20 protein-coding genes are annotated in these 26,223 nt (G+C 36.1%); 6 read left to right on the plus strand and 14 right to left on the minus strand.

The window, feature by feature from the left end; genetic code table 11:
• Window positions 1–236: 236 nt before the first annotated feature.
• From ACQKIH_RS03045 to ACQKIH_RS03060, 4 genes are all read right to left on the minus strand, one after another.
• Window positions 237–2,153, minus strand: coding sequence for an AIPR family protein (locus tag ACQKIH_RS03045; RefSeq protein WP_427763377.1), 1,917 nt, complete (start codon window positions 2,151–2,153; stop codon window positions 237–239).
• Between the two features lie 20 nt (window positions 2,154–2,173).
• Entirely contained in the window at window positions 2,174–3,244 is a 1,071-nt protein-coding gene (locus ACQKIH_RS03050) for an FRG domain-containing protein (RefSeq protein WP_427763378.1), read from the minus strand.
• Between the two features lie 693 nt (window positions 3,245–3,937).
• Window positions 3,938–5,569 (minus strand): DNA cytosine methyltransferase, encoded by a 1,632-nt coding sequence (locus tag ACQKIH_RS03055; protein ID WP_427763379.1) that lies wholly within the window; start codon window positions 5,567–5,569, stop codon window positions 3,938–3,940.
• A gap of 144 nt (window positions 5,570–5,713) precedes the next feature.
• Window positions 5,714–7,429, minus strand: a complete 1,716-nt coding sequence (locus ACQKIH_RS03060) for a hypothetical protein (RefSeq protein WP_427763381.1) — start codon at window positions 7,427–7,429, stop codon at window positions 5,714–5,716.
• Between the two features lie 129 nt (window positions 7,430–7,558).
• Between ACQKIH_RS03060 and ACQKIH_RS03065 the strand changes: the two genes are divergently transcribed.
• From ACQKIH_RS03065 to ACQKIH_RS03080, 4 genes are all read left to right on the plus strand, one after another.
• The gene (locus ACQKIH_RS03065; protein WP_427763383.1) at window positions 7,559–8,839 is read left to right on the plus strand and encodes a DNA cytosine methyltransferase; all 1,281 of its coding nucleotides are present in this window, start codon (window positions 7,559–7,561) and stop codon (window positions 8,837–8,839) included.
• Between the two features lie 179 nt (window positions 8,840–9,018).
• Complete coding sequence (locus tag ACQKIH_RS03070; protein ID WP_427763384.1) at window positions 9,019–10,722, plus strand: ABC transporter ATP-binding protein; 1,704 nt, start codon at window positions 9,019–9,021, stop codon at window positions 10,720–10,722.
• Window positions 10,723–10,911: 189 nt separating this feature from the next.
• Window positions 10,912–11,706: a sulfite exporter TauE/SafE family protein gene (locus ACQKIH_RS03075; RefSeq protein ID WP_427763386.1), complete on the plus strand. Its 795-nt coding sequence runs from the start codon at window positions 10,912–10,914 to the stop codon at window positions 11,704–11,706.
• 100 nt (window positions 11,707–11,806) lie between these two features.
• Window positions 11,807–12,004, plus strand: coding sequence for a YwbE family protein (locus ACQKIH_RS03080; protein WP_057987987.1), 198 nt, complete (start codon window positions 11,807–11,809; stop codon window positions 12,002–12,004).
• Window positions 12,005–12,252: 248 nt separating this feature from the next.
• Here ACQKIH_RS03080 and ACQKIH_RS03085 read toward each other — a convergent pair whose 3' ends face one another.
• The 10 genes from ACQKIH_RS03085 to ACQKIH_RS03130 all read right to left on the minus strand — a co-directional run bounded on the left by ACQKIH_RS03085 (window position 12,253) and on the right by ACQKIH_RS03130 (window position 22,271).
• Window positions 12,253–12,969: an amino acid ABC transporter ATP-binding protein gene (locus ACQKIH_RS03085; protein ID WP_427763387.1), complete on the minus strand. Its 717-nt coding sequence runs from the start codon at window positions 12,967–12,969 to the stop codon at window positions 12,253–12,255.
• The gene (locus ACQKIH_RS03090) at window positions 12,962–13,618 is read right to left on the minus strand and encodes an amino acid ABC transporter permease (protein WP_057987991.1); all 657 of its coding nucleotides are present in this window, start codon (window positions 13,616–13,618) and stop codon (window positions 12,962–12,964) included. The genes ACQKIH_RS03085 and ACQKIH_RS03090 overlap by 8 nt, the downstream gene beginning before the upstream one ends.
• Before the next feature lie 97 nt (window positions 13,619–13,715).
• Window positions 13,716–14,522, minus strand: a complete 807-nt coding sequence (locus ACQKIH_RS03095) for a transporter substrate-binding domain-containing protein (RefSeq protein ID WP_427763389.1) — start codon at window positions 14,520–14,522, stop codon at window positions 13,716–13,718.
• 15 nt (window positions 14,523–14,537) lie between these two features.
• On the minus strand, window positions 14,538–15,839 hold the full coding sequence (locus ACQKIH_RS03100; RefSeq protein WP_427763390.1) for an aspartate aminotransferase family protein: 1,302 nt from the start codon (window positions 15,837–15,839) through the stop codon (window positions 14,538–14,540).
• A gap of 788 nt (window positions 15,840–16,627) precedes the next feature.
• Entirely contained in the window at window positions 16,628–17,260 is a 633-nt protein-coding gene (locus ACQKIH_RS03105; RefSeq protein ID WP_427763392.1) for a 3-oxoacid CoA-transferase subunit B, read from the minus strand.
• Window positions 17,260–17,958: a CoA transferase subunit A gene (locus ACQKIH_RS03110; protein WP_427763393.1), complete on the minus strand. Its 699-nt coding sequence runs from the start codon at window positions 17,956–17,958 to the stop codon at window positions 17,260–17,262. The genes ACQKIH_RS03105 and ACQKIH_RS03110 overlap by 1 nt, the downstream gene beginning before the upstream one ends.
• Before the next feature lie 160 nt (window positions 17,959–18,118).
• Window positions 18,119–18,742, minus strand: coding sequence for a general stress protein (locus tag ACQKIH_RS03115; RefSeq protein ID WP_057988001.1), 624 nt, complete (start codon window positions 18,740–18,742; stop codon window positions 18,119–18,121).
• Window positions 18,743–18,976: 234 nt separating this feature from the next.
• Entirely contained in the window at window positions 18,977–20,950 is a 1,974-nt protein-coding gene (locus ACQKIH_RS03120) for a methyl-accepting chemotaxis protein (protein ID WP_427763395.1), read from the minus strand.
• 187 nt (window positions 20,951–21,137) lie between these two features.
• Entirely contained in the window at window positions 21,138–21,701 is a 564-nt protein-coding gene (locus ACQKIH_RS03125; protein WP_427763397.1) for a nitroreductase family protein, read from the minus strand.
• A gap of 66 nt (window positions 21,702–21,767) precedes the next feature.
• Complete coding sequence (locus tag ACQKIH_RS03130; protein WP_057988007.1) at window positions 21,768–22,271, minus strand: amidase domain-containing protein; 504 nt, start codon at window positions 22,269–22,271, stop codon at window positions 21,768–21,770.
• 298 nt (window positions 22,272–22,569) lie between these two features.
• Between ACQKIH_RS03130 and ACQKIH_RS03135 the strand changes: the two genes are divergently transcribed.
• Entirely contained in the window at window positions 22,570–23,592 is a 1,023-nt protein-coding gene (locus ACQKIH_RS03135; RefSeq protein ID WP_057988009.1) for a DUF2804 domain-containing protein, read from the plus strand.
• Between the two features lie 144 nt (window positions 23,593–23,736).
• A complete protein-coding gene (gene helD / locus ACQKIH_RS03140) occupies window positions 23,737–25,962 on the plus strand; it encodes an RNA polymerase recycling motor HelD (protein WP_427763399.1) in 2,226 nt (741 codons plus the stop codon).
• The last annotated feature ends 261 nt before the right edge of the window (window positions 25,963–26,223 follow it).

Consider the following 26,223-nt stretch of genomic DNA (forward strand, 5'->3'; position numbering starts at 1 on the left):
GTTATCTGATAAGGTACTTCTTAATGAACTGACTAGTCTTCTTAATAGACTTTAAATGGATAGAAATGCGGTTAAATTTGCATGTATTCTTCCTTATATCAATAGATAAATCAAAGTTCTCAAAGATAACTTACAAACTACCAAACGTATTATCTATGGCAGAAATAGTTTTGGGATTTTACAAAATAAACCATTTCAAAAAAATCCTTTAACTTTCAACTAACAGAAGATAGAACCTATTTAATGCCTACTTTATCAATATTGTTAGCGTATTTAACATATTCACGCAACATTTCATAATCATCTTTCGATACTTTAAATTCATTTGCATAATAAAGTGATGGATTATTAATTTCACTTCTTTTGAATTTTACCCAGAATTCTATAAAGCCTTCTATTAACTTTAGATATTTCTTTATATCCATAAAGTGTTCCTTAAATTCTGCATTTAATTTAATTTCAGTAAAATCTCCATTATTTAAAAATTCTTCCCATACACTCTCAATATTTGTATTTGAATTTCTTTCTAGTTGTTTATAACATTCCGAATAAAAAATACAACTTAACAAATGATATCTTCCACTTGTTGCCATTGCATATATCCTCTGCCTTCGCTTTTCAACCTCATTATCATCTGACTGGTTTTCTAAAATATATTCTCCTAATAAATCTTCAACTTTTAATTTCTTTCTCTCAGTTTTGAATATTGCATTTGAGTGTTCTTCCATTAAAGATTCTATTTCCATTATATCATTTACAAAGGAATAATTTTCATTAAACTGCTTGATATAAACTTCTCTTTGATTAGTATATGTACTTAATAATATTTTTGGTTTAAATATAGTTTTGTCCTTTAATATGATTTCTTCATTTACGTCGAAATCTAATCCATCATTATTATTCTTGGTTTCTGCCAATAAATTATCTAATTTAATATTTCTAATTGCAGATGGATTTTTCCCTAAAATCGCTTTAAGTACTTTTACCAATTTACTTAAATCATAATGTCGATCAGGAATAGAATGTATTTCCCCTCTTCGAATAATAAAAAATTTATCAAGTTCATTTATTCCCTTATTATTTTGACTTTGATAAAATTCATTTATGCTTAAGACAAATGAAGAAACTAGAGCTATATCTTGTCCTTTAATCGGCTTTTGTCTATTCAAGGCAACCGATACTTTATTGATAAACTTTCTATTTTCACTTTCATTTAATTTGTCATCATAAGTAATTATTTTTAAAATTACTTTTGCCGACGACTTTGCCTTATCTTTTAATTCCCTAGTATCTTCAGATTCTTTACCATATGAATTTTCATCTAATAAAAATGAACTGGCTGCAGTAATTGTTTGTGCCCCATTAATGATAGAAATTTTTAACTCCTTTTCTTTACTATAAATATTCTCTAAGATTAATTTATTATATTTGCTTTTATTGATGGAGCTTTTCGGTAAAATCAATGTAATCCCATTATTTAAAAACCAAAAATCTTCCGGATTATTTCTTAATGTATTTTGAATCTCTGAATTAACCCCCAACACGTCATCTATACCTATACGTAAATTCGCTTTAAATATATCTTCGCCTGTCTGTTCATATAATTTTATTAAATCAATTAAATTTGCAGTATACACTGCTCCTTCTCTACTTGATTCAATTTTGATATCAGAATTATCCTTACTATAATTAGCAACTCTTATTCGATCTGTTATCCCAATAGCAGGTTTACAATCTATCTCAGGTATAAATGCTGTTGCAACTTCAATAATCAATCGTCCATATTTAATGTTTATGGAACACCTCTCCATAATTAACTTTTTTAAGTTTTTATCAAATTCACTTTTCAATAAAATAATTTTTTCTTTTACGGATTTCGTGATGATTAATAGATAAAACTCCGTAGATTCATCAATATCCTCGTTATAGCTAAGTATAATTTCACTAAGTAAGTCATTAATTTTATATCTGGTATTTAATAACATACCTATAATAAGTTGATTTTCTTTAAACTCGGAAAATAAAATTTTATCCCACCCATTATTGATTATCTCTCTATTTCCTATTGATTTTTCAAAGTCTATGTTATACTTTTCTTTAAAATTATCAATTCTATTTCGTATAATTTTTGCTTGTTCAATATTTATAACCACTATTCAATTTCCCCCTTATTTTATAATTCAAGAACAACTTCATCTATAGAAAAAAATTCGGCACTGCTCTCTTCTCTAAATAATTCATATAATTCATAAATATATTTATTATGTGTTTCTATCTGTTTATCTAATTCAGTTTTATACTCATTTCTAATTTCTATATTTCCATCTAAAAATTCTTGAAAATCCTTCTTAAAATTCATTAACAAACAAAATATATCATCGAATCCTTCAGCTAATTCATTTCCTTCGACAGAGTCGGATATTAATCCCACCACTTTTATTTCAATTTGCAATCGAACACTTTCAAAAGCTAAAATTATTTCATTAATTATATTAAATGTCGGGCTTTTTAAATGCTTTGCTTTCTTTTTAATTACTTCAACATAATTTGAAGCTTCTGGATACATTGATCCCATATGTATTCCGAACATAATTTCTAAGTTTTTTCTTAACGTTCCCTTACTTTCTCTATCAATCTTTATTGTTACCTTATATTCTTTTGGTATCTCACAAAATTCATTCCCATAAAATAATATAAAAGCACCTTGTTGAGCTATTATTCTTTTATTTTTACTTACATGATCTACTAATTTATGATTTTTAGAAAACAACTGATTCTTTCTGAGAGGAGAATCATCCTCTAATAAGTTTGCAAACAAATCATTTACATGTTTAGAAGAGGGCGAGTACATTTCTTTAATTTTATATATATAGACAAAACCATCTTCCTTATCATGAAGATTTCCTTTCTCTGTATAATGTGGAGTAATTGCAAAAAATAGTGCAACAAGTGCGTTATAAGTCACATCTAATAATCTACTTGGAAATCCCCCATGTTGAGCATCTACAGCTAATTCAAATGCAGAGTCTGTAGATGATAATCCCTGGGATTTCATGCTATTCAGTATATTCATTTCAAAATTATTAAGTTTATTTAAATGTTCTTCTCGAAATAGATTTGGCATACAAGGTCTAAGGTATTTCTTCCCTTCTCCACGATATACAATAATAGTATCCTCTTGTTCTATACAGCTTATTTTAGAAATTTGTTCGATATATTGGTCTAAAGATGTTATAGATTTCACCATTTATTATCTCCTTCATAATCTCCATTTAGCACTTCAAAATATTCCGAAAATACAACCTTTAATTCATTATCTCACTTATTAAAATTTAATGTACCCCTATTATTTTTTTTAAAAAAACATCTTCTTTCACTAAGTATAATTCCACACTATCCATATCTTGTTCCCAAAAGTGATTTGGATGAATCAGAAAAGATTAACCATTTTCTTAACATCCAAATCCAAATATGGAATTTTCCGTTCTATTCAACAGCCTAGTACAACTTACCAAACATTTTTAAAACAGATGCGATATAGCATTGATTAAAATCTCGAATTGTGTCATATGAAAGCATTCTAGTAACTTTTCGTTTAGAAATTGTTTTTCACTTTTTATATTTATTGTATATTTCAAGATGTTTCATCAATTGAATAATATGTAAAATATTATTCGGAAAGCTATCAAATAAAAGCGAATGGAAATAATCTATTAAAGATTTAACAATCTTTATATAACTCTCTAAATATAAAAAAATGTATCAAACTCTTTCTGACCATCTTCATCATTTCTTTTTTGATAAATTATTTTCATCCCTAATAAGCATATAACAGTACTGTATTGTATTGTATAAAGATAAAACTCAGGTTACTTTAGTTAATTTTCCCAGTTAATTTGAATCATTATTATTTTTTAATTTGTTGAATCCTGTCATATTATTTTTTCAACCCTTCAATAATATTCTTTAGTAAGTAAAAAGATATTAAAATTTGGCTCGAAACAGGTTTTGGAAATTCTTTAACTTCTATATATTTTTCTTCAAAGTTATCCAAAAAGTCTTTAATGGCTATTAACAATTCATCTGGACCAATTAAGTCTTTTCTCTGCTCATTTGTCATACAGTAATTACGTTGTAAGTTTTCATAACTCATTATTTTATTTCTATACAATTCTATAAACTTTCCCACTCGAATTGGTTTATCTTCAAATAAATTTTGTGGGATATTAATTTCCCCAAAAACTTTTGCATTTTTCCCTTGAGAATGATGTATTTTTACTTCCCAGCTTAAAACTCCATTTTCAAAGTTATTATTTAATCCTACTCTGTAAGCATTTTTTATGAGATATGGTACATGATAGCTATACTTTGCATCTACCTTTTTTTCTTTTTCAATTTTTAATTCAAAAATTTCTCCATTCAAATTAGTGAAATTAACTTCATTATTCGGTGAATCATCGAATATTTTAGTTGTTGAAAATCGATCTTCTATTACAACATTATGATTTTTTATTGCATCTTCTCTAATAGCCTTTGCAATCTCATATGCAAACTTTGGTGCTACAGCGTTGCCAACCATTCTATATTTTGTAGAATCACTCACTCCATAAAATCTAAAATCAATAGGAAAAGACATCAATGTTGCAGCTTCTCTAATTGTTGGATAACGATATCTATGGACTTCGTTTCCTAATTTAAATATCATGGATTCTCTAGAAGAGGCTGACATTGTCGCCATAATAGTTCTAGCTGGTTTCTCTTCATTTTCTGGAAATGACATTTGTCCCATATAGCCCTTATCCTTTTTTTGGCGTTCTGCCTTTTTCCATTCAAATTCAGGGATTTCCTTAATATAATGATGATCCGCTAAATCACATGTAGGAATTTCAAAATTATATACGGGGTCACTTACATTATTTATATTTGTTCTATATCCTTGCGGATTAGGTGGTCCTAATACTTTTAATATAGTTCCTAAGTTTAAAACTTCAACTTTCTTAATAATTGGATAGATTTCTGGAAAAGATCCACAAACATATCTTTTACGATTCGTTGGAACACCAAAATCTTTCATATTATATATATTATTTTCCCTATTTAATTTTAATACAAAATCTCCACCTAGAGCAGGCCACTCTAAATCTTCGGCAGTATAACTATCTAACAAATACTTACTAGAATTAACTACATTCTCCATTACCCAATATTTTAATTCTGAATTATCCTTTACCATTTTTCTCGCTACAATCCTTAGGAACGCATTAATTAATTTAACACCTAAAGTTTTATCTGCTTTACCAGACTTATTTGAATTAGAGAATGCTACACATGGTGGCGAACCAATAATTATCTCTGAATCAGGTATCGCTTCTTCAAATTCCTCATCATCTAGCATGGAAATTGTATAAATATCACCCCTTACTGCAGGATTAGTCCCAAATCCATGGTTTTGATTATGTGTAATAATTGCTGGTTCCCAAATATCATATGCTTTAATTATCTCAAATCCCGCTCGTTCAAATCCTTCTGAAAATCCACCGGCCCCACAAAATAAATCTACAACTCTCAATTTCTTTTACTCCTTTTATTTAAACAACTTCACAATTAAGAACGTGCGTTTCTTTTTTAACTTCACATTATACTATAATAATACAGAAAATACGCTGATATATCCTTATAAATTTAATCCAATTACACTAAATACATCAACTTTTCATTCCACCTTATACTCACAAGCCAACTTAATAGAAGTCCAGCCCTTCGCCTGCCCTCCGCTAAATTTCACACGTAGTTTTAAATACTCTTCTCCATTATTCCATTCCACAAATGTATTAATGGGTGTCGGAGTTTGTGGGGATATTTTAATTTGTGTATCAATTTGATTGTGTTCGAAATACGTACTGCTTTGTTCGCTATAAAATGTAACGACTGTCACCGCTTTTCCTAACAATGCCTCTAAGCCCTTTTTTAAATTAGCTTGCGGTGCTTGCTCTAACTGCTCTCCTAGTGACTTGGAAATTTCACTAATACTCTCTTGATGTGTGAGTGTACCTGCTTCAAATTGCTTTTTAACACGATCAGTATCAATTGTTAGTGAACCAATTCCAAAAAACGTTGGACCTAGAATTGTCCCTGCACCTGGGTTTTTCATCGTAATCCAATTTCCTCGTTTTGAAGCTGCTTTTAATGAAAAATCCTCACTAATCGTTTTTCCATTGGATTTCACACTCAATTGAATATCTGCAGTATCTAAACGGTTTTTCAAATAACTTTGTGGTACCAATTGAATGCTTTCAACTTCAAAAGTACCGTGTTTCTTAATTAAATACTGTTCAATTTCCGTGACAGCTGTTTGTGCCGCATCGTTTAAATAAGTTACTGTTTCTTCTTTTACTTTTGGCGAATATGTTTCAAACATTGTATAATATACCTGACTATCTACTTGATAAATTTGAGGATAATTTTCAATAAATGCCGCGTAAATTATCGCTTCATTGCATTTGCCAATTGCATTTTTATCATTACCTATAACTGTTTCTGGATGATGGTTAAGCAACTTTTGGAATTTTGTTAATGACTTCTTATTTACTAATTCACGCTTATTTTCTAAAGGGAATTCATCATAGCTAGTTGCCAATTTTAGTGAAGATTCCGGCGAACTTTCAAATTTCAGGCGCAATGTTAATGCTGATTGTCCCATACGGATTCCTACTGTGTCATTGCCCTTCTTATATATTTGAATCTCGTCTAGTTGAGCAGTGGGTTGCCATTCTTCAACGATAGAACCGGCACTCCCATCTAAATAACGTGTTATAATATTCGTACTATCCAGTAACATAAGATCGCGATATCCCGCCGACAAGCCTTCTGCAAAAGTAACACTCTGTTGCTGAAGTAGTTCAAATAACTTTTCCCGTAAATTAAATAACAAACTTGTTCGAAATGGATTTATTTCTTTATTAAAAGAAGGATACATTTGGTTTACTTTCTTTTTTAGAATTGTTACTGAATCATATTCATTTAACTCTTCTTTTACTGCCACAATACTTTGTAAAAACAATTTATATTCTCGTTCTAAAAACAAATTAAACTGATCTTGAATATGCCCTGAACGGAAATATTTAGCTAAGAAGCTTTTCGCGCCAGGATTTTTCGGTTGAATTTTACCAGTACTCTTTAATGAAAATAAATTAACCTTAATGACTTCACCAGTTGTCATAGTAATTTTTAAATCAGGCTCTTCGTCAGGATTTGGCAATTCATATTTCATAATGACCTTTTCAATATTTGGGTATTTCCCCATTATATAATTTACTGTTTTTTGAATGGGTTCACTGTAATTAGAATTACTTTCACAATCCAATTGTTTTCTTAAAGCTTCATATACATTTAATAAATGCTGTTTACCGTTCTTACTTGGTTTCCCCATTTTCCCACCTCATTCATCTCTATTCTATCGCATTTCACCATAATTTTTCCTAATTTCCTTCCAAATTTAATTACTGGCCTTTTAAAGCTGCTTTTGTTATACTAAGAAAAGTTATAGGAGGTTTTGAACGTGACAAGTGAATTAACAATTAAGCTTGAACAGAAAGGTAGAGCAAAGTATAAGCCGGCCTCTGATTACAAGATTGAAGATGTACAAAAAGTATTACTTCAAAAAATTATTGAAGAAAACAGTAAAATTCCAGATGTAAATATAGACTCTGATTATTTAGCAAATATCCAATATCAACAAAATAAAGTTAACGTACTTTCTTTATTCTCTGGCTGCGGAGGCTTAGACTTGGGCTTTGAATTAGCAGGATTAGCTGCAGTTATCGGCGAAGATGCTGCAATGGCTGCTTTCGCAAATCGGGATACGTTTGATGCGGTACGTGAAAATAGTATTTTCCATACAATTTATACGAACGACTTGTTTAATGAAGCGAACGAATCTTATGCGATGAACTTTCCACGCGATCATTTTCAGCATGGGATTGATATTCGCAAAGTGAGAAATTTCCCTAAGTCGGACTTAGTAATTGGTGGGTTCCCATGCCCAGGATATAGCGTCGGAGGCCCTAGATTAATTGACGATGAGCGCAACTTCCTCTATCTCCACTTCATCCGCGCCATCACCCAAGCAAAGCCAGCAATCTTTATTGCCGAAAATGTAAAAGGCATGCTGACGCTTGGAAAAGGTGAGGTAATTCGTCAAATTACGGATGATTTTTCAGCAGCAGGCTATCGAGTGCAATATCAGCTACTTAATTCGCGTGACTATGGTGTGCCACAATTAAGAGAGCGTGTGTTTATTGTAGGTGTGCGAAATGATATTGCATTTGACTATCATTATCCGCAAGCGACACACGGTGGCAATTTACAGCCATTTGTCACATTGAACGATGCAATTGGAGACTTAAAAGATTATCCAGGTCCCCTCTATACTGGATCATACTCAAGTATGTACATGTCACGAAATCGAAAAAAACGATGGGATGAGCAAAGTTTTACAATCCAAGCTTCTGGACGACAAGCCCCGCTTCACCCAGGCGGATTACCGATGGAGCATATCGGAACAGATCAATGGCAGTTCCCGAATGGCGAGGCGCATCATCGTAGATTATCTGTGAAAGAAATTGCACGTATTCAAACATTCCCTGATTGGTTTACATTTAGTGATGGTGGCAATTTAGACGCCTCTGAAAATAGCCGTGTAGATAAACAGTACAAGCAAATCGGCAATGCCGTTCCCGTGTTGCTCGCAAAAGCGGTTGCCACACCAATTGCACAGTGGGCGGTTACTTATTTACAGCAACGCGAACAACAAAACTCGCAACAGTTGATGTTATTTTAATTTACAAAAAACGAATTAGCCCCGTGCTAATTCGTTTTTTATTTTCCCTCTCACATTCCTTCGCCCCTCGAAAAACCTGCTCCAAAAATGCTATAATCCAATTAATAACTTTTCCACTCAACTACATGACATGTATCTTGCACTTTAGATTTGCGCGATACATACAGAAAGGAAACTATATGCTTACAAGATTTTTTACATACTACAAACCGCATAAGCGCTTGTTTATCATCGACTTTTCGAGTGCGATTGTTGTGGCGATTTTAGACCTTTTATTCCCGATGGCGGTGCAATGGTTTATCGATGATTTGCTGCCCACGAACGATTGGGACTCGATTGTGAAGATTAGTATTTTACTGCTTATTACGTACATTATTAGTACAGGATTGAACTTTGTCGTGAACTATTTAGGGCATAAACTGGGGACGAATATTGAAACGGATATGCGTCAGCAGCTGTTCAATCATGTGCAACGTCAGCCGTTCACGTTTTTTGACAATACGAAAACCGGGCATTTAATGAGTCGCATTACGAATGATTTATTTGATATTGGTGAATTCGCACATCATGGACCTGAGGATTTGTTCATTGCGGTGATGACCTTTATTGGGGCATTTACGATTATGTTCAATATCAATTCGACACTGGCGCTCATTCTACTCATTATGGTGCCTTTCCTTATTATTGTGATGTATATGAGCAATAAGCGTATGAAAAAGGGTTGGACAGTCATGTATAGTGAAATTGCCAACGTGAATGGACGCGTTGAGGATAGTTTTTCGGGCATTCGCGTCGTGAAATCATTTACGAATGAGGAGTTTGAAAAAGAGCGTTTTAAATCGCAAAATTCCTTGTTCCGTAAGGCGAAACTTTATGCGTATAAAGTAATGGCAGGCACGCATTCAAGCATTTATATCGTGACACGTTTAATGACGTTGACAGTGCTCGTTGTCGGAGCTTGGCTATCATATCAAAATCAATTGTCTTACGGGGAATTTGTTAGTTTCGTACTATATACGAATGTATTAATTAAGCCCATTGATAAAATTAGTGCCCTACTTGAAATGTATCCGAAAGGGATGGCGGGCTTTAAACGTTTTTGTGATTTACTTGATCAGGAGCCATCGATTGTGGACCGCCCGAATGCACTTGCAGTGGATCAATTAAATGGCGATATAGAATTTAAAAACGTCAACTTCAACTACGCAGATAGTAAGCAAGTACTTAAGGATATGTCATTTAAAGTGCCTGCTGGGAAAACAGTCGCATTTGTTGGACCATCGGGGTCAGGGAAAACAACGATTAGTGCGTTAATTCCCCGCTTCTATGATGTGACGGATGGCGAGATTACGATTGATGGAAACGACATTCGTGACCTTACTCAACAATCACTTCGTCAGCAAATAGGTACCGTACAGCAGGATGTATTCTTATTTACGGGTACGGTTCGTGAAAACATCGGATACGGCAATCTCGAAGCAAGTTTTGAGGAAATTTTGCAAGCTGCGGAAAAAGCGAATTTACTTGAATTTATCGAGCAGTTGCCGGATGGATTTGAAACAGAAATTGGTGAACGTGGACTTAAATTATCTGGTGGGCAAAAACAACGTCTTGCTATTGCACGAATGTTCTTGAAGAATCCGCCGATTTTAATATTGGATGAAGCGACATCTGCCCTTGATACGGCAACGGAGCGCATTATTCAGCAGTCACTCAGCGATTTGGCAAAAGACCGCACAACTGTTATTATTGCGCACCGTTTAGCAACGATTCGTGATGCAGATTATATTTTCGTTGTAACGCCGAATGGCATTGAAGAGCAAGGCACATATGAGGAATTGTTAAAGAAAGACGGAATATTCGCTGGGCTGCATCATGCTTAGCTTTTAAATGAAGGAAGGCTCGTTCCATAGATGACAGTTGTTCATTGCAATGGAATGAGCTTTCTTATTATAAAATTGCAGCCGTTATAGCAAGTTCATGAATATTAGAATTATGATTCGATAAGTATTACTCTGAAATAATGAAATCGGGGAAATGATATGCGGATTTTTCTTAGACTCGCAATAATTTTGATAATCGGAATTCTTTTATTAACACAAATAAGCTCATCTTCTAGTACAGAGTTTTTGCTTATTTTAATAAGTGTTGGCATTGTTGCTTCATTTGTTGGAACATTAGCTGGTGGTGGCGGATTAATTACATTGCCTGCTATGATGCTTCTTGGCATTCCGATTCAATTTAGTATTGCCACAAACAAATTTTCATCTGGAATTGCTTCATTATCTAGTTTATTTGTTTTATTGAAGGCTAGAGAATTGAAATGGGAAGTAATCAAGAAATACATCGTGTTTTCAATAGTTGGCGGTGGCATCGGGGCATTCGTGACGTCTTCCATACCTGAAAGTTGGCTGAATTCGATTGCGTTATTTTTACTTTTATTTGCTTTAGGTCTTTCCCTAAAAAGTAATAAATGGTATAGCGCAGCTTCAAATCAAACTGAAGATAGTAAAGATCCCGCACGCATTTCCATTGTTTCTTTTTTTATCGGAATTTATGACGGTGGATTTGGTCCAGGCTCCTCTTCATTTAGTATTTTATACTTCTTAAAATCAGGCTTTACATATGTTAAAGCAACACAGATGAGTCGAGTGTTGAATTTTGGTAGTTGTTTAGGCGCTTTTATCGTTTTTTATCAAACCGGCTTCCTACAATGGGATTATGCGATTGCTTTAGCTACTGGATCAATTATTGGTACACAGCTTGCTTTACTCATCGTAGCAAAAATTCCTTTACGATTTGCGAAAGGGCTATTAACTATTATTCTACTATTATTAATTGGTCAAGTTGCTTTGGAAGTTTTCTAGTTTGTTTATACAATTTAATATTACTACGAATTGCATTACATACAATAAATCAAACTCCCATGCTATACTACTAAAACAATCACGAAAAGGAGCGATTATAATGAACGGGAAAAATCGTAGCGATGTGTTTGCAGGCTTGCAAGTCGACATCGTACTTAAACAAGATCAACGAACAGGTAAAAAGACACGCGGTATAGTGAAGGATTTACTAACAAATAGTAGTTCACATCCGCATGGCATTAAGGTCCGCTTAACAGATGGACAAGTCGGACGCGTGTGCCAAACGTATCCGAAGTAAAGTAGCCTACTCATTTTACCTTTTAATTTTTATCTAAAGAGCGTTGGTACCCATGGTGGACGGTTTTCTCACATGGTAAATCGCTCTTTATTTTTTTGCACGATCTCAATTCAACGTCACTTAAATATATTTTCTTTTCTTCTATTTCTGTAATTTCCCTCTACTACTTTGACTCAGTAAGTACAAATAATTTCGATTAAATAAAAAAACGCACCCGCAAAGTCAAACGGGTACGTTGCTTACTATTCTTATAAAACCTTCTCTAAAAATTCTTTCGCACGCGCTGATTTTGGCGCTGAGAAGAATTCCTCTGGTGGTGCGTCTTCTACTAATATGCCCCCGTCTAAAAATAGCACACGGTCTGCTACTTCTTTTGCGAAGCCCATTTCATGCGTAACAATTAACATCGTCATGCCTGATTCAGCAAGAGATTTCATTACTTCTAAAACCTCTTTTACCATTTCTGGATCGAGCGCTGATGTTGGCTCATCGAATAAAATCGCCGTTGGATTCATTGCTAGTGCACGCGCAATCGCAACACGCTGTTTTTGTCCGCCTGATAAGCGGTTCGGAAACTCATGTCTTTTTTCGAAAAGACCCACCTTCGTTAATAGCTCTTCGCCTAACTTCGCTGCTTGTTCTTTTGTCACGCCTTTTACGTTAATTGGTGCATACGTTAAGTTTTCTAAAACGGTTTTGTGCGGAAATAGATGGAAGTGTTGGAACACCATCCCTAAATTTTCACGCATCTTCATCACGTTTTTATCAGTAATTTCAACGCCTCCAATAGAAATGATACCTGCTGTTGGTTCTTCTAAACGGTTAATACAGCGTAAAAATGTTGATTTACCCGAGCCTGATGGTCCGATGATTGCGATTACTTCTTTTTCTTTAATTTCTGTTGATATACCTTTAAGTACTTCATTTTTACCGTATGATTTTTTTAGATTATCAATTTTAATCACTACGTCTCATCCTCTTTTCTAGCATTTGGCCAAGGAATGATAATACTAATGTCATTACATAATAGATTAAACCGGCAATTAGTAGCGGCTCTAAATATGTGAATGTTGAACCACCAACTACGTACGCGCGGCGCATAATATCCATAGCTCCTATTACCGTTACGATTGCCGATTCTTTATTTAATGTAATGAATTCATTCATTAACGATGGTAATATATTTTTCATTGCTTGCGGTAGAATAATGTCTTTCATCATTTTAGAATACGGAATACCTAGTGCTTTTGCGGCTTCCATTTGCCCTTTGTCGACTGCATTTATGCCTGCACGAATAATTTCAGAAATATAAGCACCTGAATTTAATCCAAATGCGATGATTGCGGCAGGGATGGCCTGAATTTGAATGTCGAATACTTGTGGTACTGCATAGTAAATTAGCATTAATTGTAATACTAATGGTGTCCCACGGAAAATTGACGTGTAAAATGCGGCAAACCAGCGTAATGGTTTTATATTCCCAATTTTACATAGCGCTAAAAGTATACCTAAAATTAATCCCAAGATTGTTGCTCCAACAACGATCTGTAGTGTAACGCCTATTCCTTCTAAAATATAAGGAATAGAGGGCACGATTTTTTCAAAGTTGAACATCGTAGCCCTCCTTTCTCTGAATTTCTTATTTACTTACTCTCCTAAAAAAGTTAGAAACGTCACCCAGCTTATTCGCTGAATGACGCCCCAATGATATTTATTCTACAACAAACCATTTTGCTTTCAGTTCATCAATTGTGCCATCCGCTACTAATTCTTCGATCACTTTATCGAATTCAGCTTTAAGTGGACTACCCTCTTGGAACACTGCTGCTTTGAAATCTGGCTCTTCCACTTCGATAGGGAATGCTGCTAAATCATCATTGTTTGCTAAGTAGTTTTCAGCAACGATGTTTTCGATAACAGCTGCATCAAAACGACCTGTTTTTAATTCTTGTACTAGCTCAGGGATTAGGTTACGGCTTTCTACTTTGAAACCATGTTCTTCAGCAAATTCTTTTGCTAAATCTTCTTGAATTGAAGAAACTTGAGCGCCAACTAGACCACCTTTTACGTCTGCAAGCTCTTTATAATTTTTTTCTTTATCAAATATTAAATATTGTTCTGTTTCATAATATGGGATTGAGAAATCTACTACTTCTTCACGTTCAGGTGTTGGTGTCATACCAGAAAGTACGATGTCGAATTTTTTCGCTTGTAATGCTGTGATTAAGCTGTTGAAATCCATGTTTTCTACTTTAATTTCATAGCCTAATTTTTCACCGATAGTCTTTGCAAGGTCGATATCGAAACCAATAATTTCATCACTTGTCGCTGTTTCTACATACTCAAATGGTGCGTAGTCAGCAGATGTACCCATTACTAAAACTTTTTTATCTTCTGTATTTGTATCTGTCGGACCTTCACTACCTGATGTTGTATCTTTTTTATCAGATGCGCCGCACGCTGCAAGTACTGTGACAACCAATGTCATAAGTAATGCTAATAACCATTTTTTATTCATATTTTCCATCTCCTATTAATGTTGTAAGTAACGCTGGATTGCTCTTTCTAACATTTGTAAGCCATCGTCAATTTGTTCTTTTGTAATTGTAAGTGGTGGAATCATTCGAATCACTTCGCCCTCATTCCCACATAGGTAGAATAGTACGCCTTCTTCAAGCGCGTAATCTAATATTTGTCCTACTGCTTTACCATCTACTTCACCCGTTTCCGGATTTGACAGCTCAATGCCGATCATTAAACCTGCTGAACGCACATCGCTAATGATACTGTATTTTTCTTTCATTTTAAGAAGCTGTTCGCGGGCATAAGCTCCCACTACACGAGAATTTTCAACTAAATTTTCCTCGTGTAAAACTTCTAACGTTGTCAATGCAACAGAACACGCAATTGGATTCCCTCCAAAAGTCGTACCATGTGAACCGATTGGCCATTTTTTCATTAATTCTTTTGAAGCAACGGTTGCACTAAGCGGTAAGCCTGATGCAATCCCTTTTGCAATTGCCATAATGTCTGGCGTCACATCGAAGTATTGCGCAGCGAACCATTCACCAGTTCGACCGAAGCCCGTTTGAACCTCATCAAAAATTAATAAAATTCCGTGTTCATCACAAATTTCACGAATCTTTTTCACCCATGCTTTTGGTGGAATGATGTAGCCACCTTCGCCAAGTATTGGCTCTAAAATAACAGCCGCTACTTCTTCTGGTGTTACTTGATGTTTGAATAACTTTTTAAAATCTTTTTCAAGCTGCGCTACACAGTATGTATCAATATCTTCACCGGTTGGTACGCCTTTTACATCAGCATACGGAATTTGATATGAAAGATGTGATGGTTGTAAAAATTTTCGGTATTTACTTTTTGATGTTGTTACACCAAGTGCCCCCATTGAACGACCGTGGAAACAGCCTGTAAATGAAATCACATATGGTCGTTCCGTAACAAATTTTGCTAATTTTAATGAGCCCTCGATCGCTTCTGTTCCACTATTGGCGAAGAAGAAACACCCTAAATCACCAGGCAACACTTCACCTAGCTGCTCTGATAATTTTAAAATTGATTCGTACATAATCACGCCTGATGGTCCATGTACTAACTGATCCGCTGCCGCCTTAATACTTTGTACAATTTTCGGATGACGGTGACCTGTATTTGTAACAGCAATTCCTGAAGTGAAATCTAAGTATTTACGACCATCTGCCCCGTAATAGTAACATCCTTCTTCTTTAACCACTGGAAGGTTTGGGTGATCCTTTGCCATACTTGGCGCTAAATAGTCGCCCATTTCCTTGTATAAATCTAACCAATCCGACATTTTATAGTACCTCGCAATGCTTTTTTAATATTTCTTGCGATTTAAAGTTTCCCTCTAAACCACAACTTAGTGTTATCTCATTCTAATCTCTATTGCATAATTATGCAAGAATTAATTATTCTGAAAAGCTAGATTAAATTTCTCAATAAATAGAACTAAATGTTCGTCTTCCTTATTATTTAGCATAGAAAAGAGCTTCTATTATTCTCACTTCACACAAGGAAGTATTAGTGCATTTAATCATATTTTTACAATTGGTAAGCCTATACAACTACATTTTTCATCGTATATACTTTTCCCGCGGACATTTCACTTCTTGATAACTTTTGATACCCATTTTATGCATGTAGAAATCCTTTAATTACAAATCCTATAACACCCTATATTAGCAAAGTAATTGAGCGAACTTTTAAATACAACTACACTGTAGTTTGTAAGTGAACCTGTATACAGGTGAATTTTAATACAAGTTAATACATATCCAATCACAACGGAAACAAGTTAAAACTCACTATTTAACGCTATACTTATGAATCTATCCATGTTAGTTAATTCGCAGTTTTCGAAATATTTTATTCACCTTTAAACCAATTTATATCGACACTGGGAATTTTTATAACGGGCATAAAGCTATTCCTAAAGAACATTAAATGAGAGTCTTTAGCATCCATTTAAAAGCAAATAAAACAAGCGTAATATACAATCCCGCTTGTTTTTGACCGTTAAAATTATAATAAATAACCGCACCTAAACGTCCATACTACATGACGTTAGGTTACGGCTATTTTTTAAAGTTTATTTTCAAACTGCGCTTCGGTTTTCGCTTGAACTTCCTCGAGTGTCACGCCATCCTGTAATTCCACTAACTGCATACGTCTATCTTTAAAATCAAACACGGCTAAATCTGTAATAAGGCGATGGACGACGCCTTTTCCTGTCAATGGCAATGTGCAGGCAGGCTTTACTTTAGATTCACCGTATTTATTCGTGTGCTCCATAATAACGATCACTTTTTTCGCACCAACGACTAAATCCATTGCACCACCCATACCTTTGACAACTTTCCCTGGGATCATCCAGTTCGCGAGGTCACCTGTTTCAGATACTTCCATGCCTCCTAAAATGGCCACATCTATATGACCACCACGGATCATGGCAAAACTTTCTGCACTATCAAAATAGGCTGCTCCTGCTCGCGCTGTTACCGTTTCTTTTCCGGCATTAATAAGATCTGCATCGACTTCATCTTCTGTCGGGTAAGGTCCAATTCCTAGCATCCCATTTTCGGATTGCAGCATGACATCGTATTGTGCAGGAATTTCATTGGCTATTAACGTTGGCATCCCAATTCCTAAATTGACATACATACCGTCCTCAATTTCTTTTACAGCACGGCGTATAATTGTTAGACGAGTATCCATCATGCTTCCTCCCTTACGATGCGACGTTCAATACGCTTTTCATATGATTGACTATGAACAATACGCTGTACATAAATACCTGGCAAATGAATTTCATCTGGCTCAAGCTCGCCTACCTCGACCAGTTCTTCCACTTCTACAATTGTCACTTTACCAGCTGTTGCTACAAGTGGATTGAAGTTACGCGATGTTTTACGGAAAACAAGATTGCCAGAGCGGTCTGCCTTCCATGCCTTTACAAGTGCAAAATCCCCTGTAATTGCACGCTCTAAAATATACGTTTTACCTTCAAATGCCTTCTCTTCTTTGCCATCTGCAATCGCTGTTCCTACGCCAGTTGCCGTATAGAAGCCTGGAATACCCGCGCCACCCGCACGAATTCGTTCAGCAAGTGTTCCTTGCGGTGTTAACTCGACTTCCAGCTCACCATTTAAAAATTGCTGTTCAAATAATTTATTCTCCCCTACATAGGAAGCAACCATCTTTTTAATTTGTCTATTCGGAAGTAAAACCCCTAAACCAAAATCATCTACTCCACAGTTGTTACTCACTACTGTTAATTGATTAACCCCTTTTTCATGGACAGCAGCAATTAAGTTTTCAGGAATGCCACAAAGTCCGAACCCCCCTACTAATATCGTTGCGCCGTTTTCAATATCATGAATCGCTTTTTGAACAGATGCTACAACTTTCCCCATCTTTTCGCGCCTCCCCTTTGACCCTTTTTTATACAGCTTCCTAGCTTTTTAACTAACCACTAAGTTCCACAAAAATATAAAATACCCTCTATTTTTAAGTTTGATTAACACACAAAAAACGACATTTCGACTCTCAGTCAAAATGTCATTTTTGCTTTTTTTACGAAGCGCGTCCGTCTTTATGCGGTGCTTGATAAATCCCTAGTTCCCCTGTCTTCGGATCACGAATATAACGCTGATCATCCTGTAACGGAATTTCATCAGGTTCCACCTCATCCGCCATTCCAAATTCACCTGCAACCGCCATATCTGGCATGCGGATTACTCGTTGTGGATTGAAGGCTACTGGACGAATTTCTTTTAACCCCCAAATAATTAAGTTTGATGGATTTTTTTGATTCGTAATCCATTTTGTTAATGTATGCCCCGTCCACTCACTTTCGTAAAATGGATCCGTACCCGACACTAGTACCATTCCACCTTTTTTAATCACTTCCATGTACTCTCTTTTTTCTGTAGGTGATAACAGCATCCGGTGAAGTGTTTTTTCAATTGCTGTTTCTTTTGTAAACAATGCTTTTAAGTGGTTGCGGATGCCGTGTGTTGTGACAATTTGAATTTGTGCATCCCGTGCTAATGCATGGAATTCATTTACTTCATTTGTCAAAATATAAATGGTGTTTTGCCTTGCTAAACCTGGTGTACGCAATTTCTGGAGTTTTTCGAGCATTTCACTTTTAGAATGTGCAACATCAATAGAGCGTTTCACTTCATTTTCAGACATATGAATCCCTCCAATGTTTTCGATACTTTCCTTTTCCCAAAATAGCGGGAATGAAACTTTTTAATAGTGATTATCCATGAGTTGAATTCCTTTTTCTTCATAATAAAAGAACAATTCATTATATGAAACGCGGGAATAAAAAAGACAATTCTCATAAAAATAACAGGCACTTATCTTTTTGCAGCCAATAGAAAAAAACCACAGTATTTTAAAATACTGTGGGAGTCACTTCGTTTAAATTTTATAATCCTTCACAACACGGTTCAATTGCTCTGCTAAATCGGATAATTGCTCTGTTGCCGTAGCAACTCCGCCCATTGTTGCACTTGTTTGAATGACCGTCGCTGTCGTTTCTTCCACACTTGCTGCTGTTTCTTCTGTAAGTGCGGTAATTTCCTGCATAGCGTCATTAATTTCATGCCCTTCATGACTCATTTCTTGAAGGTTGTGAATCATCATCGTAATAAATTGCGCCATTTGTGATACGGAATTTTGGATTTCATTAAACGTATTTGCCGTTATTTCAAGTTGCTCTGAACCTGTAACAACTTGACCATATCCGCGCTGTAATGATGCGCTCACTTCTTTTGAATCATGCTGAATTGCTGACACAATCGATGTAATTTCCGTAACCGAATGACCAACTTGCTCCGCTAACTTCCGAACTTCATCCGCTACAACTGCAAAGCCTTTACCATGTTCGCCCGCGCGTGCTGCTTCAATCGACGCATTCAGTGCCAATAAATTCGTTTGGTTGGCAACTTCTTCAATAATGGAAACAAAGGATGAAATTTGTACTGCCTGCTGATCAAGCTGCACCATTTTCCCCATGGATTCCTTCATTACTTGATGAATTTCTTGCATTTGCTCATTTGAAGTATTCATCAACTTTGCACCATCTTCTGATAAAGTAAGTACATTTTCTGACGTCGTATTTAACTGATTCCCTTGAGCTGTGGATTCTGCTAATTTGCGCGAAAACTCGACCATAATTCCCGATATTTCCGAAACCTCAACCGTTTGCTTATCCACACCTTTTGATAGGTATTCCATCGTTTCAGCAATCGCCTCAGAGCCTTGCGAAACTTCCTTGGCCGACTGTGAAAGTACCGTACTTTTTGTCGTTACAGTCGTAGAAGCTTGTGCTATTTCTGAAATTGTTTTGTGTAAATGTTCCTGCATCTTCTTCATATCCGTCATCAGTTTGCCAATTTCATCACGTCGATTATTATCCGCAATTCGACTCGTTAAATCACCACTACTTAATGTATGCATCATCTGCGTCGTTTTAATAATCGGAACTGTTAATGTACGACTATAAAATAGTGCCACTGCAATCGCTGCAAAAATCGTAATGAGTAAAGCAATGCCATTCGTCATTTTCATTTGGCTTATCGCATTCTGAGTTGTTGTAATATCTTGTACTAATAACAGCGTACTCACAACCGCTGTACCTGTTGGATCTTGAATAGGCAAGTAACTTTCAATTTTTAGTTGTTTCAAATCTGTAAATCGTGTTTGTTCCCCTGCCATCGCTTGTGCAAAATAGTCATTTACTATTTGCTCTCCAATACGGTCAGTATGTGTAGATCGAACAATTTCACCTGTTGCATTAATTAAATCAACTTCTGTGCTTGGGAATAGTGCTTGGAAGTCCGTTAGAAATTCATTACCAAGCCCTATTTGTAACGTCCCAATTACTTTGCCTTCTTGTTTAATCGGCGCAAATGCCCGAACAGATAGCCCACTTGAACCATATTCAAATCCACTAATTGTCTGTCCCTTTAATGCTTGTTGAATAGCCATTACATCTGCTTTACTATCACCATATTTTGAAACATTATGTCCCCGCAAATAAACATTACCCTGTACATCACCAAACTCTAAAACCGTTATCTGATGTTCTTTTTGCAAGCTCTCAAATAATGCTTTTCCTTCCGTTTCCAGAGTTCCTCGATTTGTTTCCGTTAATAAATGCTGCACACGTATATCCTGTGCATACAGTTCTGCTATGTATTTCAAATCATTTGTTACTTTATCAAGATGCTGCGCTACCGCATGTTCAATCTGCTCTTGTGTTTCATTTTGAACATTTTGATAGCTATTAGAAGAGATTATAAAATTATAAGTTCCTGTAACCATCACTGGAATAATTCCTACTAATAATAAAATTACAATGAGTCTTGTTTTTAAACTTTTGTATCGCATAGCTACTCCCTTATCTCTTTTACTTTATTGTTATCCATCTATGACTCGTACGTTGCCAGTCAGTTAACTATCGTCATATGGACACAACTTATTTAGAATAACACATACTGAACAACGATGAAAAAAACGAATGCCCCTTGCAGTCAACTGACATGCAAAATGGCATCCGCCTTTATCTTATTGGCCTTTACGCGCCAAAATCGCTAACGAATTCCGTTACCGCTTTTCGCTCTTTTGCTTTTGGTGCTTCATCATAATGACCAAATTGAAGCATCGCAATGACACGCTCATTCGGTTGCGCGTTTAATGCTTCACGGAATTTTGGATTATCTAAAAAGCCTGGTGTTTTCCAGCAAGTGCCGATGCCTTTTTCCAAAGCTAATAGCTGTGCATTTTGCAAGAAGCATGATGCCGCAGCATAATCTTCTAATCGTTCTTTTTGACGCATATCTTCTTTCACTAACATAAATGCATAAGCACCTGCTAGCGTAAATTTTTGCATCTGTGTAGCAAGTGCCTCTTCTGAAAGCTCCTGCCATTTTGGAACGGCTAAATCGCGTAATAATTCCAATACGTATGGTAACTGATCCCCAGCGCCCATTACGACACGCCACGGCTCACGACTTCCGTGATTCGGTGCCCATTTCGCGTCATCTAAAATTTCTAAAACCGTTTCTTTCTCAACAAGTGTACCGTTGAATTTTTTAATCGAGCGGCGTTGTAAAATTGCTTCTTTTACTGATAGTGTCATTTCAAATCCTCCTTCGTTCATTAGTTCCACCATAACATAATTGGGTTTCTTTTAATATATCAATCACTAGTTGAAAACATCGGCAATTTTATAAAAATAATAGCGCATTTGTGGTGTGTAAGCTGTCGATGTTTCATACGTGTAAAGTCGATTTGCACTGTTTGAAGAATGGGCATTTACATAGGGAACACCATCGACTATACTCGTCACAATTGTACTATGATCAATGCGACCATTCCCTTGAAAATCGTAAAAAATGACATCACCCAGGTTTAAATCAGACGCTGCATTCGTTTGCTTGGCAGTCAATCCTTGCTTGGACGTTTCCAAGTACCAGCGAAGCGAATGCGAAACAGACCAACTAAAACTCCAACGCTCATTTAAACCAAGCATCCACCAGCCCACTTCACGATTTGGCGGTGCCCCCCTCATCGGCGCGTTCCCTGCAAATAAACATTGCGAAATATAGTTCGTACAATCATCCTGAAAAACAGGAAATTGCGGATTATTATCATTCCACCAACGCTGCGCATAAGCAACTGCCGCTAATCGATTATAATAAATAGCGATATTATTTTCTCCTTTTTATTTTCTTTTATGTCATCATATGTCGAATATTTTTGGATTATGTACTTATGCTGGTCACGACATGTTCGACATAAGAATTCCACATTATTTCGGTATTTCGTCATAAGTTACAGAGTGAATTTACACTATTTTCTAAAATGTCTGCTACAATATTTTTAACTATGTATTAACTTGCTTTAGCGGATGTCATAGATTTTTAAGTGGCTCTTTTTGAGGATGCCTGGGGGAATTGGACTACATTACGCTAAGGCTTAGTCGATTGATTTTGGGGGGAATGATGATGAAGCAACATGCAGAAAAGGAAATTTTGCAACCAACGACACTTTGTGATAAAAAAGGGAATTTAAATCCCGCAGCAATCGGATTTGCACGTAAGCCGATTATCGATTGTAATCTATCTGGTCATTTTATGCGGAAGAAGAAATGGAATTATTGGTGCGTATATGGTGAAGATATTTTATTTTCTGCAACGATTAGCCATTTGGATTACGCTGCGGTTTGCTTCGTCTATTTCCTTGAATATGAAACACAACGTTATTTCGAAAAAACGATAACGATTCCACTTGGCACAAAAATAAAAATGCCCACACAAGTACTTGAAACCGTAAATTTTGCTAACAATGAAATGTCGATTCAACTTACATATTTCAATGGCGATACGCACTTAACCGTTACTTCAGCGAATTTTGACGGCGAACAGTTACATGCGGAATTAACGATTCAACACCCGAAAAATGATGAATCATTAAATGTAGTCATCCCATGGAATCGCCAAACTTTCCAATTTACCGCAAAGCATCACACTTTACCGACTTCAGGCATTGTCAAAATTGGGGACAAACGTTTTACATTCACCCCAGAAGAAAGCTTTGCTGTATTAGATTACGGGCGCGGTGTTTGGCCACGACAGGCGACTTGGAATTGGGGCATGGCTTCACAGCGCATTCGTGAACGACGAATTGGTTTAAATTTCGGCGGTCAATGGACGGATGGCACCGGAATGACTGAGAATGCTGTGTTCGTTGATGGGATTATGACGAAAATACATGAAGATGTCATTTTTGACTATGATCGAACAAACTTTATGAAACCTTGGCATGTAACATCAAAATTTAGCGATACTGTTCAACTTACTTTTACCCCCTTCTTTGAACGTGTAGCCTTAACAAATGCCAAACTCGTCCGCTCTGAAGTTCACCAAATGATGGGCTATTATGATGGGCGAGTTACACTATCAAATGGCGAAATACTGCATATTCAGCAAATGCTCGGTTGTATCGAAGAACATGCTGCGAAGTGGTAATAAATATGTTTCAAAAACAGCGGTTACAACTCGTTATTTGACGAATTGTAACCGCTGTTAATTCCACTGCTTATAGTTAACCATAACTTCAGATAACTTTATTTACCAAAAGACCAAAATTAACATTTTTTCATGATAGGAGGAATGACCATGGAACATCCTGATTTAAAACAAGAACAACAACGCCTTGCTGATACAGTGCATTATATGGACTATATTTTGCAAAGTTCCAAACAAAATCTTCAAGCCGCGCAGGACAATATCCGCTCAGCAATGGCCAACTTAGAATACATTGATTCCAGTGATAGCTTCTTAAATATTTTGACGAACACGCGCTTTTTTGAAATGGCTCGTAATCAAAAAGAAGGACTGGAAGCTGTTCGCCAAAAGCCTTATTTTGCCCGTATCCATTTCCAACGTGACGGCGAAGATGAGGAATTTCTTTATATCGGAAAAACGTCTTTGTTCCATAGCGACACACATGAACCGATCATTGTCGATTGGCGTTCCCCTGTTGCAAACGTCTATTATGATGGACGGCTCGGTGATTTAACATACGATGTGCACGATGAAGAACTTAGCGGACATTTATTTTCGAAGCGCCAATATAAAATTGAGCATAGCCAGCTACTCAATTTCCGTGATGTGGATTTAACAACGAATGACGAGCTGTTGCAAGAAGCGCTTGAAGGAAAAGCGGATGTCCGCCTAACAGAAATCGTTTCAACGATTCAAAAAGAACAAAATGAAATTATACGTGCCCATTTACGTCAGCCCATTCTCGTACAAGGGGCTGCCGGTTCCGGAAAAACGACGATTGCACTTCACCGAATTTCGTATTTTTTATATACGATGGGCGAGCATTTTAAACCTGAACAACTGATGATTTTGGCGCCAAACCAGCTATTCATCGACTATATTGGCGATGTTTTACCAGAGCTTGGTGTCGATAAAATTTGCCAAACAACCTATGCCGAATATGTACAAAATGCAACGGGCATTAAATTAAAGCTACAAAACCCAAATGAGCAGCTCGAAAAAATTATTGCTAGCCAATCTGAAAGTCTGGACACTTTTATTATTTCAAAAGAAAAAGGAAGCAAGCTTTACCAACATATAATGGACCGTTTTTTGCAACGCTATGAACAGCAACTTGCCGATTTATTCGACGATGTATTTATCGAAAAATATCGAATTATGCAAGGTAGCTATATAAAGAAGTTGTTTTTAATCGAATTTCAATATATGCCGATTGAAAAACGCCTTGAACGTATTAAAAAGGTCATTCAAACTGAGGTGAAACGAAAATCAACAGCGGTTTTCACGACATTAAATGGACGCTATGAAGAGGCGATTGGACGTGCACTCAACGGTATCCGTGATGATGAAAATCGTCGCCGAATCGTCACGAAATTTATCGATGAGCGTGATGAGCGCATTCCAAAAATTAAACAGGAAGCAAAAACGACTGCTTCTCTTTATATGAAAAAGTTCCAAAAGGCGAAAATAAAGCCAATGTATCGTGATATCCTAACGAACCGAACATTATTAAATGAATTGGCACCTGAATGGACATTGGAAGAGGTCGAACAATTTGTACAAGCTCATCAGAAGGAGCAATGGGTCGTGGAAGATTTAGCGGCACTTCTTTATTTACATGCCAAAATGAAAGGTATTGATGACAAGTGGAAAATGCGTGTTGTCTTTATCGACGAAGTACAGGATTATAGTTTGTTTCAGCTAGCTGCACTGAAAGTCGGGCTTGAAACCGATATGTTCACAATGGTTGGTGACCTCGCCCAAGGGATTCATAGCTACCGCGCATTAACTGAGTGGGCGCCAGTGCTTGAGTTATTCCCACGCGCGACGTACGCAACACTACAAAAAAGCTACCGAACAACGATTGAAATTATGGCTCTGGCCAATCAAATTTTGGCGCAAATGGATGAGGACCTCCCACTTGTAGAGCCGGTTGTTCGTCACGGCAAGGAACCTGAATTCCTCTTGCATGAAACATTTGATGTACAAACAATTCAAGACACATACGATCGCATTCGTGCAAATGGTCACCGCTCCATTGCACTTATTTGTAAGACAACAAAAGAAACCGAAGCCCTCGTCAAACAATTGCAAAATGCACAGCTTCCTGCACAATTACTGAATGATCAATCAGGTATTGATCAAGAGAAGTTACTTGTTTTACCAAGTCATTTAGCGAAAGGTTTGGAGTTTGATGCGGTAATCGTTCTTGCCTTTGAAACACCGTATTTTGACCATGCCATCGACCGCAAGCTGCTCTATGTAGCATTAACCCGTGCTATGCATGAGCTTTATTTAATCGGACCTTCTAGGGAAACGTTTTTATTGTGAAGCATGACTAATATCGACTTACTTATAATAAAAGGGGATTTTGTCTTTATAGGCGAAATCCCTTTTTTATATTGCTATAAAGATTCCCCTCGTTCATTAACCCAAATTCAGACGTGCTAATTAACTAAATTCAGTTGATACTTTCTTAAAGAATCACATAGGCATTGTCTTTATAGGCGAAATCCCTTTTTTATATTGCTATAAAGATTCCCCTCGTTCATTAACCCAAATTCAGACGTGCTAATTAACTAAATTCAGTTG

The sequence above is a fragment of the Solibacillus cecembensis genome, assembly GCF_050272495.1.
Taxonomy (GTDB): Bacteria; Bacillota; Bacilli; order Bacillales_A; family Planococcaceae; genus Solibacillus; species Solibacillus cecembensis.

What these genes read in the sequence shown, in the direction of transcription:
- ACQKIH_RS03080 (WP_057987987.1), top strand. Translation starts at nt 11,807, where the DNA reads ATGAACGGGAAAAATCGTAGCGATGTGTTTGCAGGCTTGCAAGTCGAC.
- ACQKIH_RS03100 (WP_427763390.1), bottom strand. Translation starts at nt 15,839, where the DNA reads ATGTCGGATTGGTTAGATTTATACAAGGAAATGGGCGACTATTTAGCG.
- ACQKIH_RS03110 (WP_427763393.1), bottom strand. Translation starts at nt 17,958, where the DNA reads ATGGGGAAAGTTGTAGCATCTGTTCAAAAAGCGATTCATGATATTGAA.
- ACQKIH_RS03105 (WP_427763392.1), bottom strand. Translation starts at nt 17,260, where the DNA reads ATGGATACTCGTCTAACAATTATACGCCGTGCTGTAAAAGAAATTGAG.
- helD (WP_427763399.1), top strand. Translation starts at nt 23,737, where the DNA reads ATGACCATGGAACATCCTGATTTAAAACAAGAACAACAACGCCTTGCT.
- ACQKIH_RS03095 (WP_427763389.1), bottom strand. Translation starts at nt 14,522, where the DNA reads ATGAATAAAAAATGGTTATTAGCATTACTTATGACATTGGTTGTCACA.
- ACQKIH_RS03090 (WP_057987991.1), bottom strand. Translation starts at nt 13,618, where the DNA reads ATGTTCAACTTTGAAAAAATCGTGCCCTCTATTCCTTATATTTTAGAA.
- ACQKIH_RS03115 (WP_057988001.1), bottom strand. Translation starts at nt 18,742, where the DNA reads ATGTCTGAAAATGAAGTGAAACGCTCTATTGATGTTGCACATTCTAAA.
- ACQKIH_RS03125 (WP_427763397.1), bottom strand. Translation starts at nt 21,701, where the DNA reads ATGACACTATCAGTAAAAGAAGCAATTTTACAACGCCGCTCGATTAAA.
- ACQKIH_RS03120 (WP_427763395.1), bottom strand. Translation starts at nt 20,950, where the DNA reads ATGCGATACAAAAGTTTAAAAACAAGACTCATTGTAATTTTATTATTA.
- ACQKIH_RS03135 (WP_057988009.1), top strand. Translation starts at nt 22,570, where the DNA reads ATGAAGCAACATGCAGAAAAGGAAATTTTGCAACCAACGACACTTTGT.
- ACQKIH_RS03070 (WP_427763384.1), top strand. Translation starts at nt 9,019, where the DNA reads ATGCTTACAAGATTTTTTACATACTACAAACCGCATAAGCGCTTGTTT.
- ACQKIH_RS03060 (WP_427763381.1), bottom strand. Translation starts at nt 7,429, where the DNA reads ATGGGGAAACCAAGTAAGAACGGTAAACAGCATTTATTAAATGTATAT.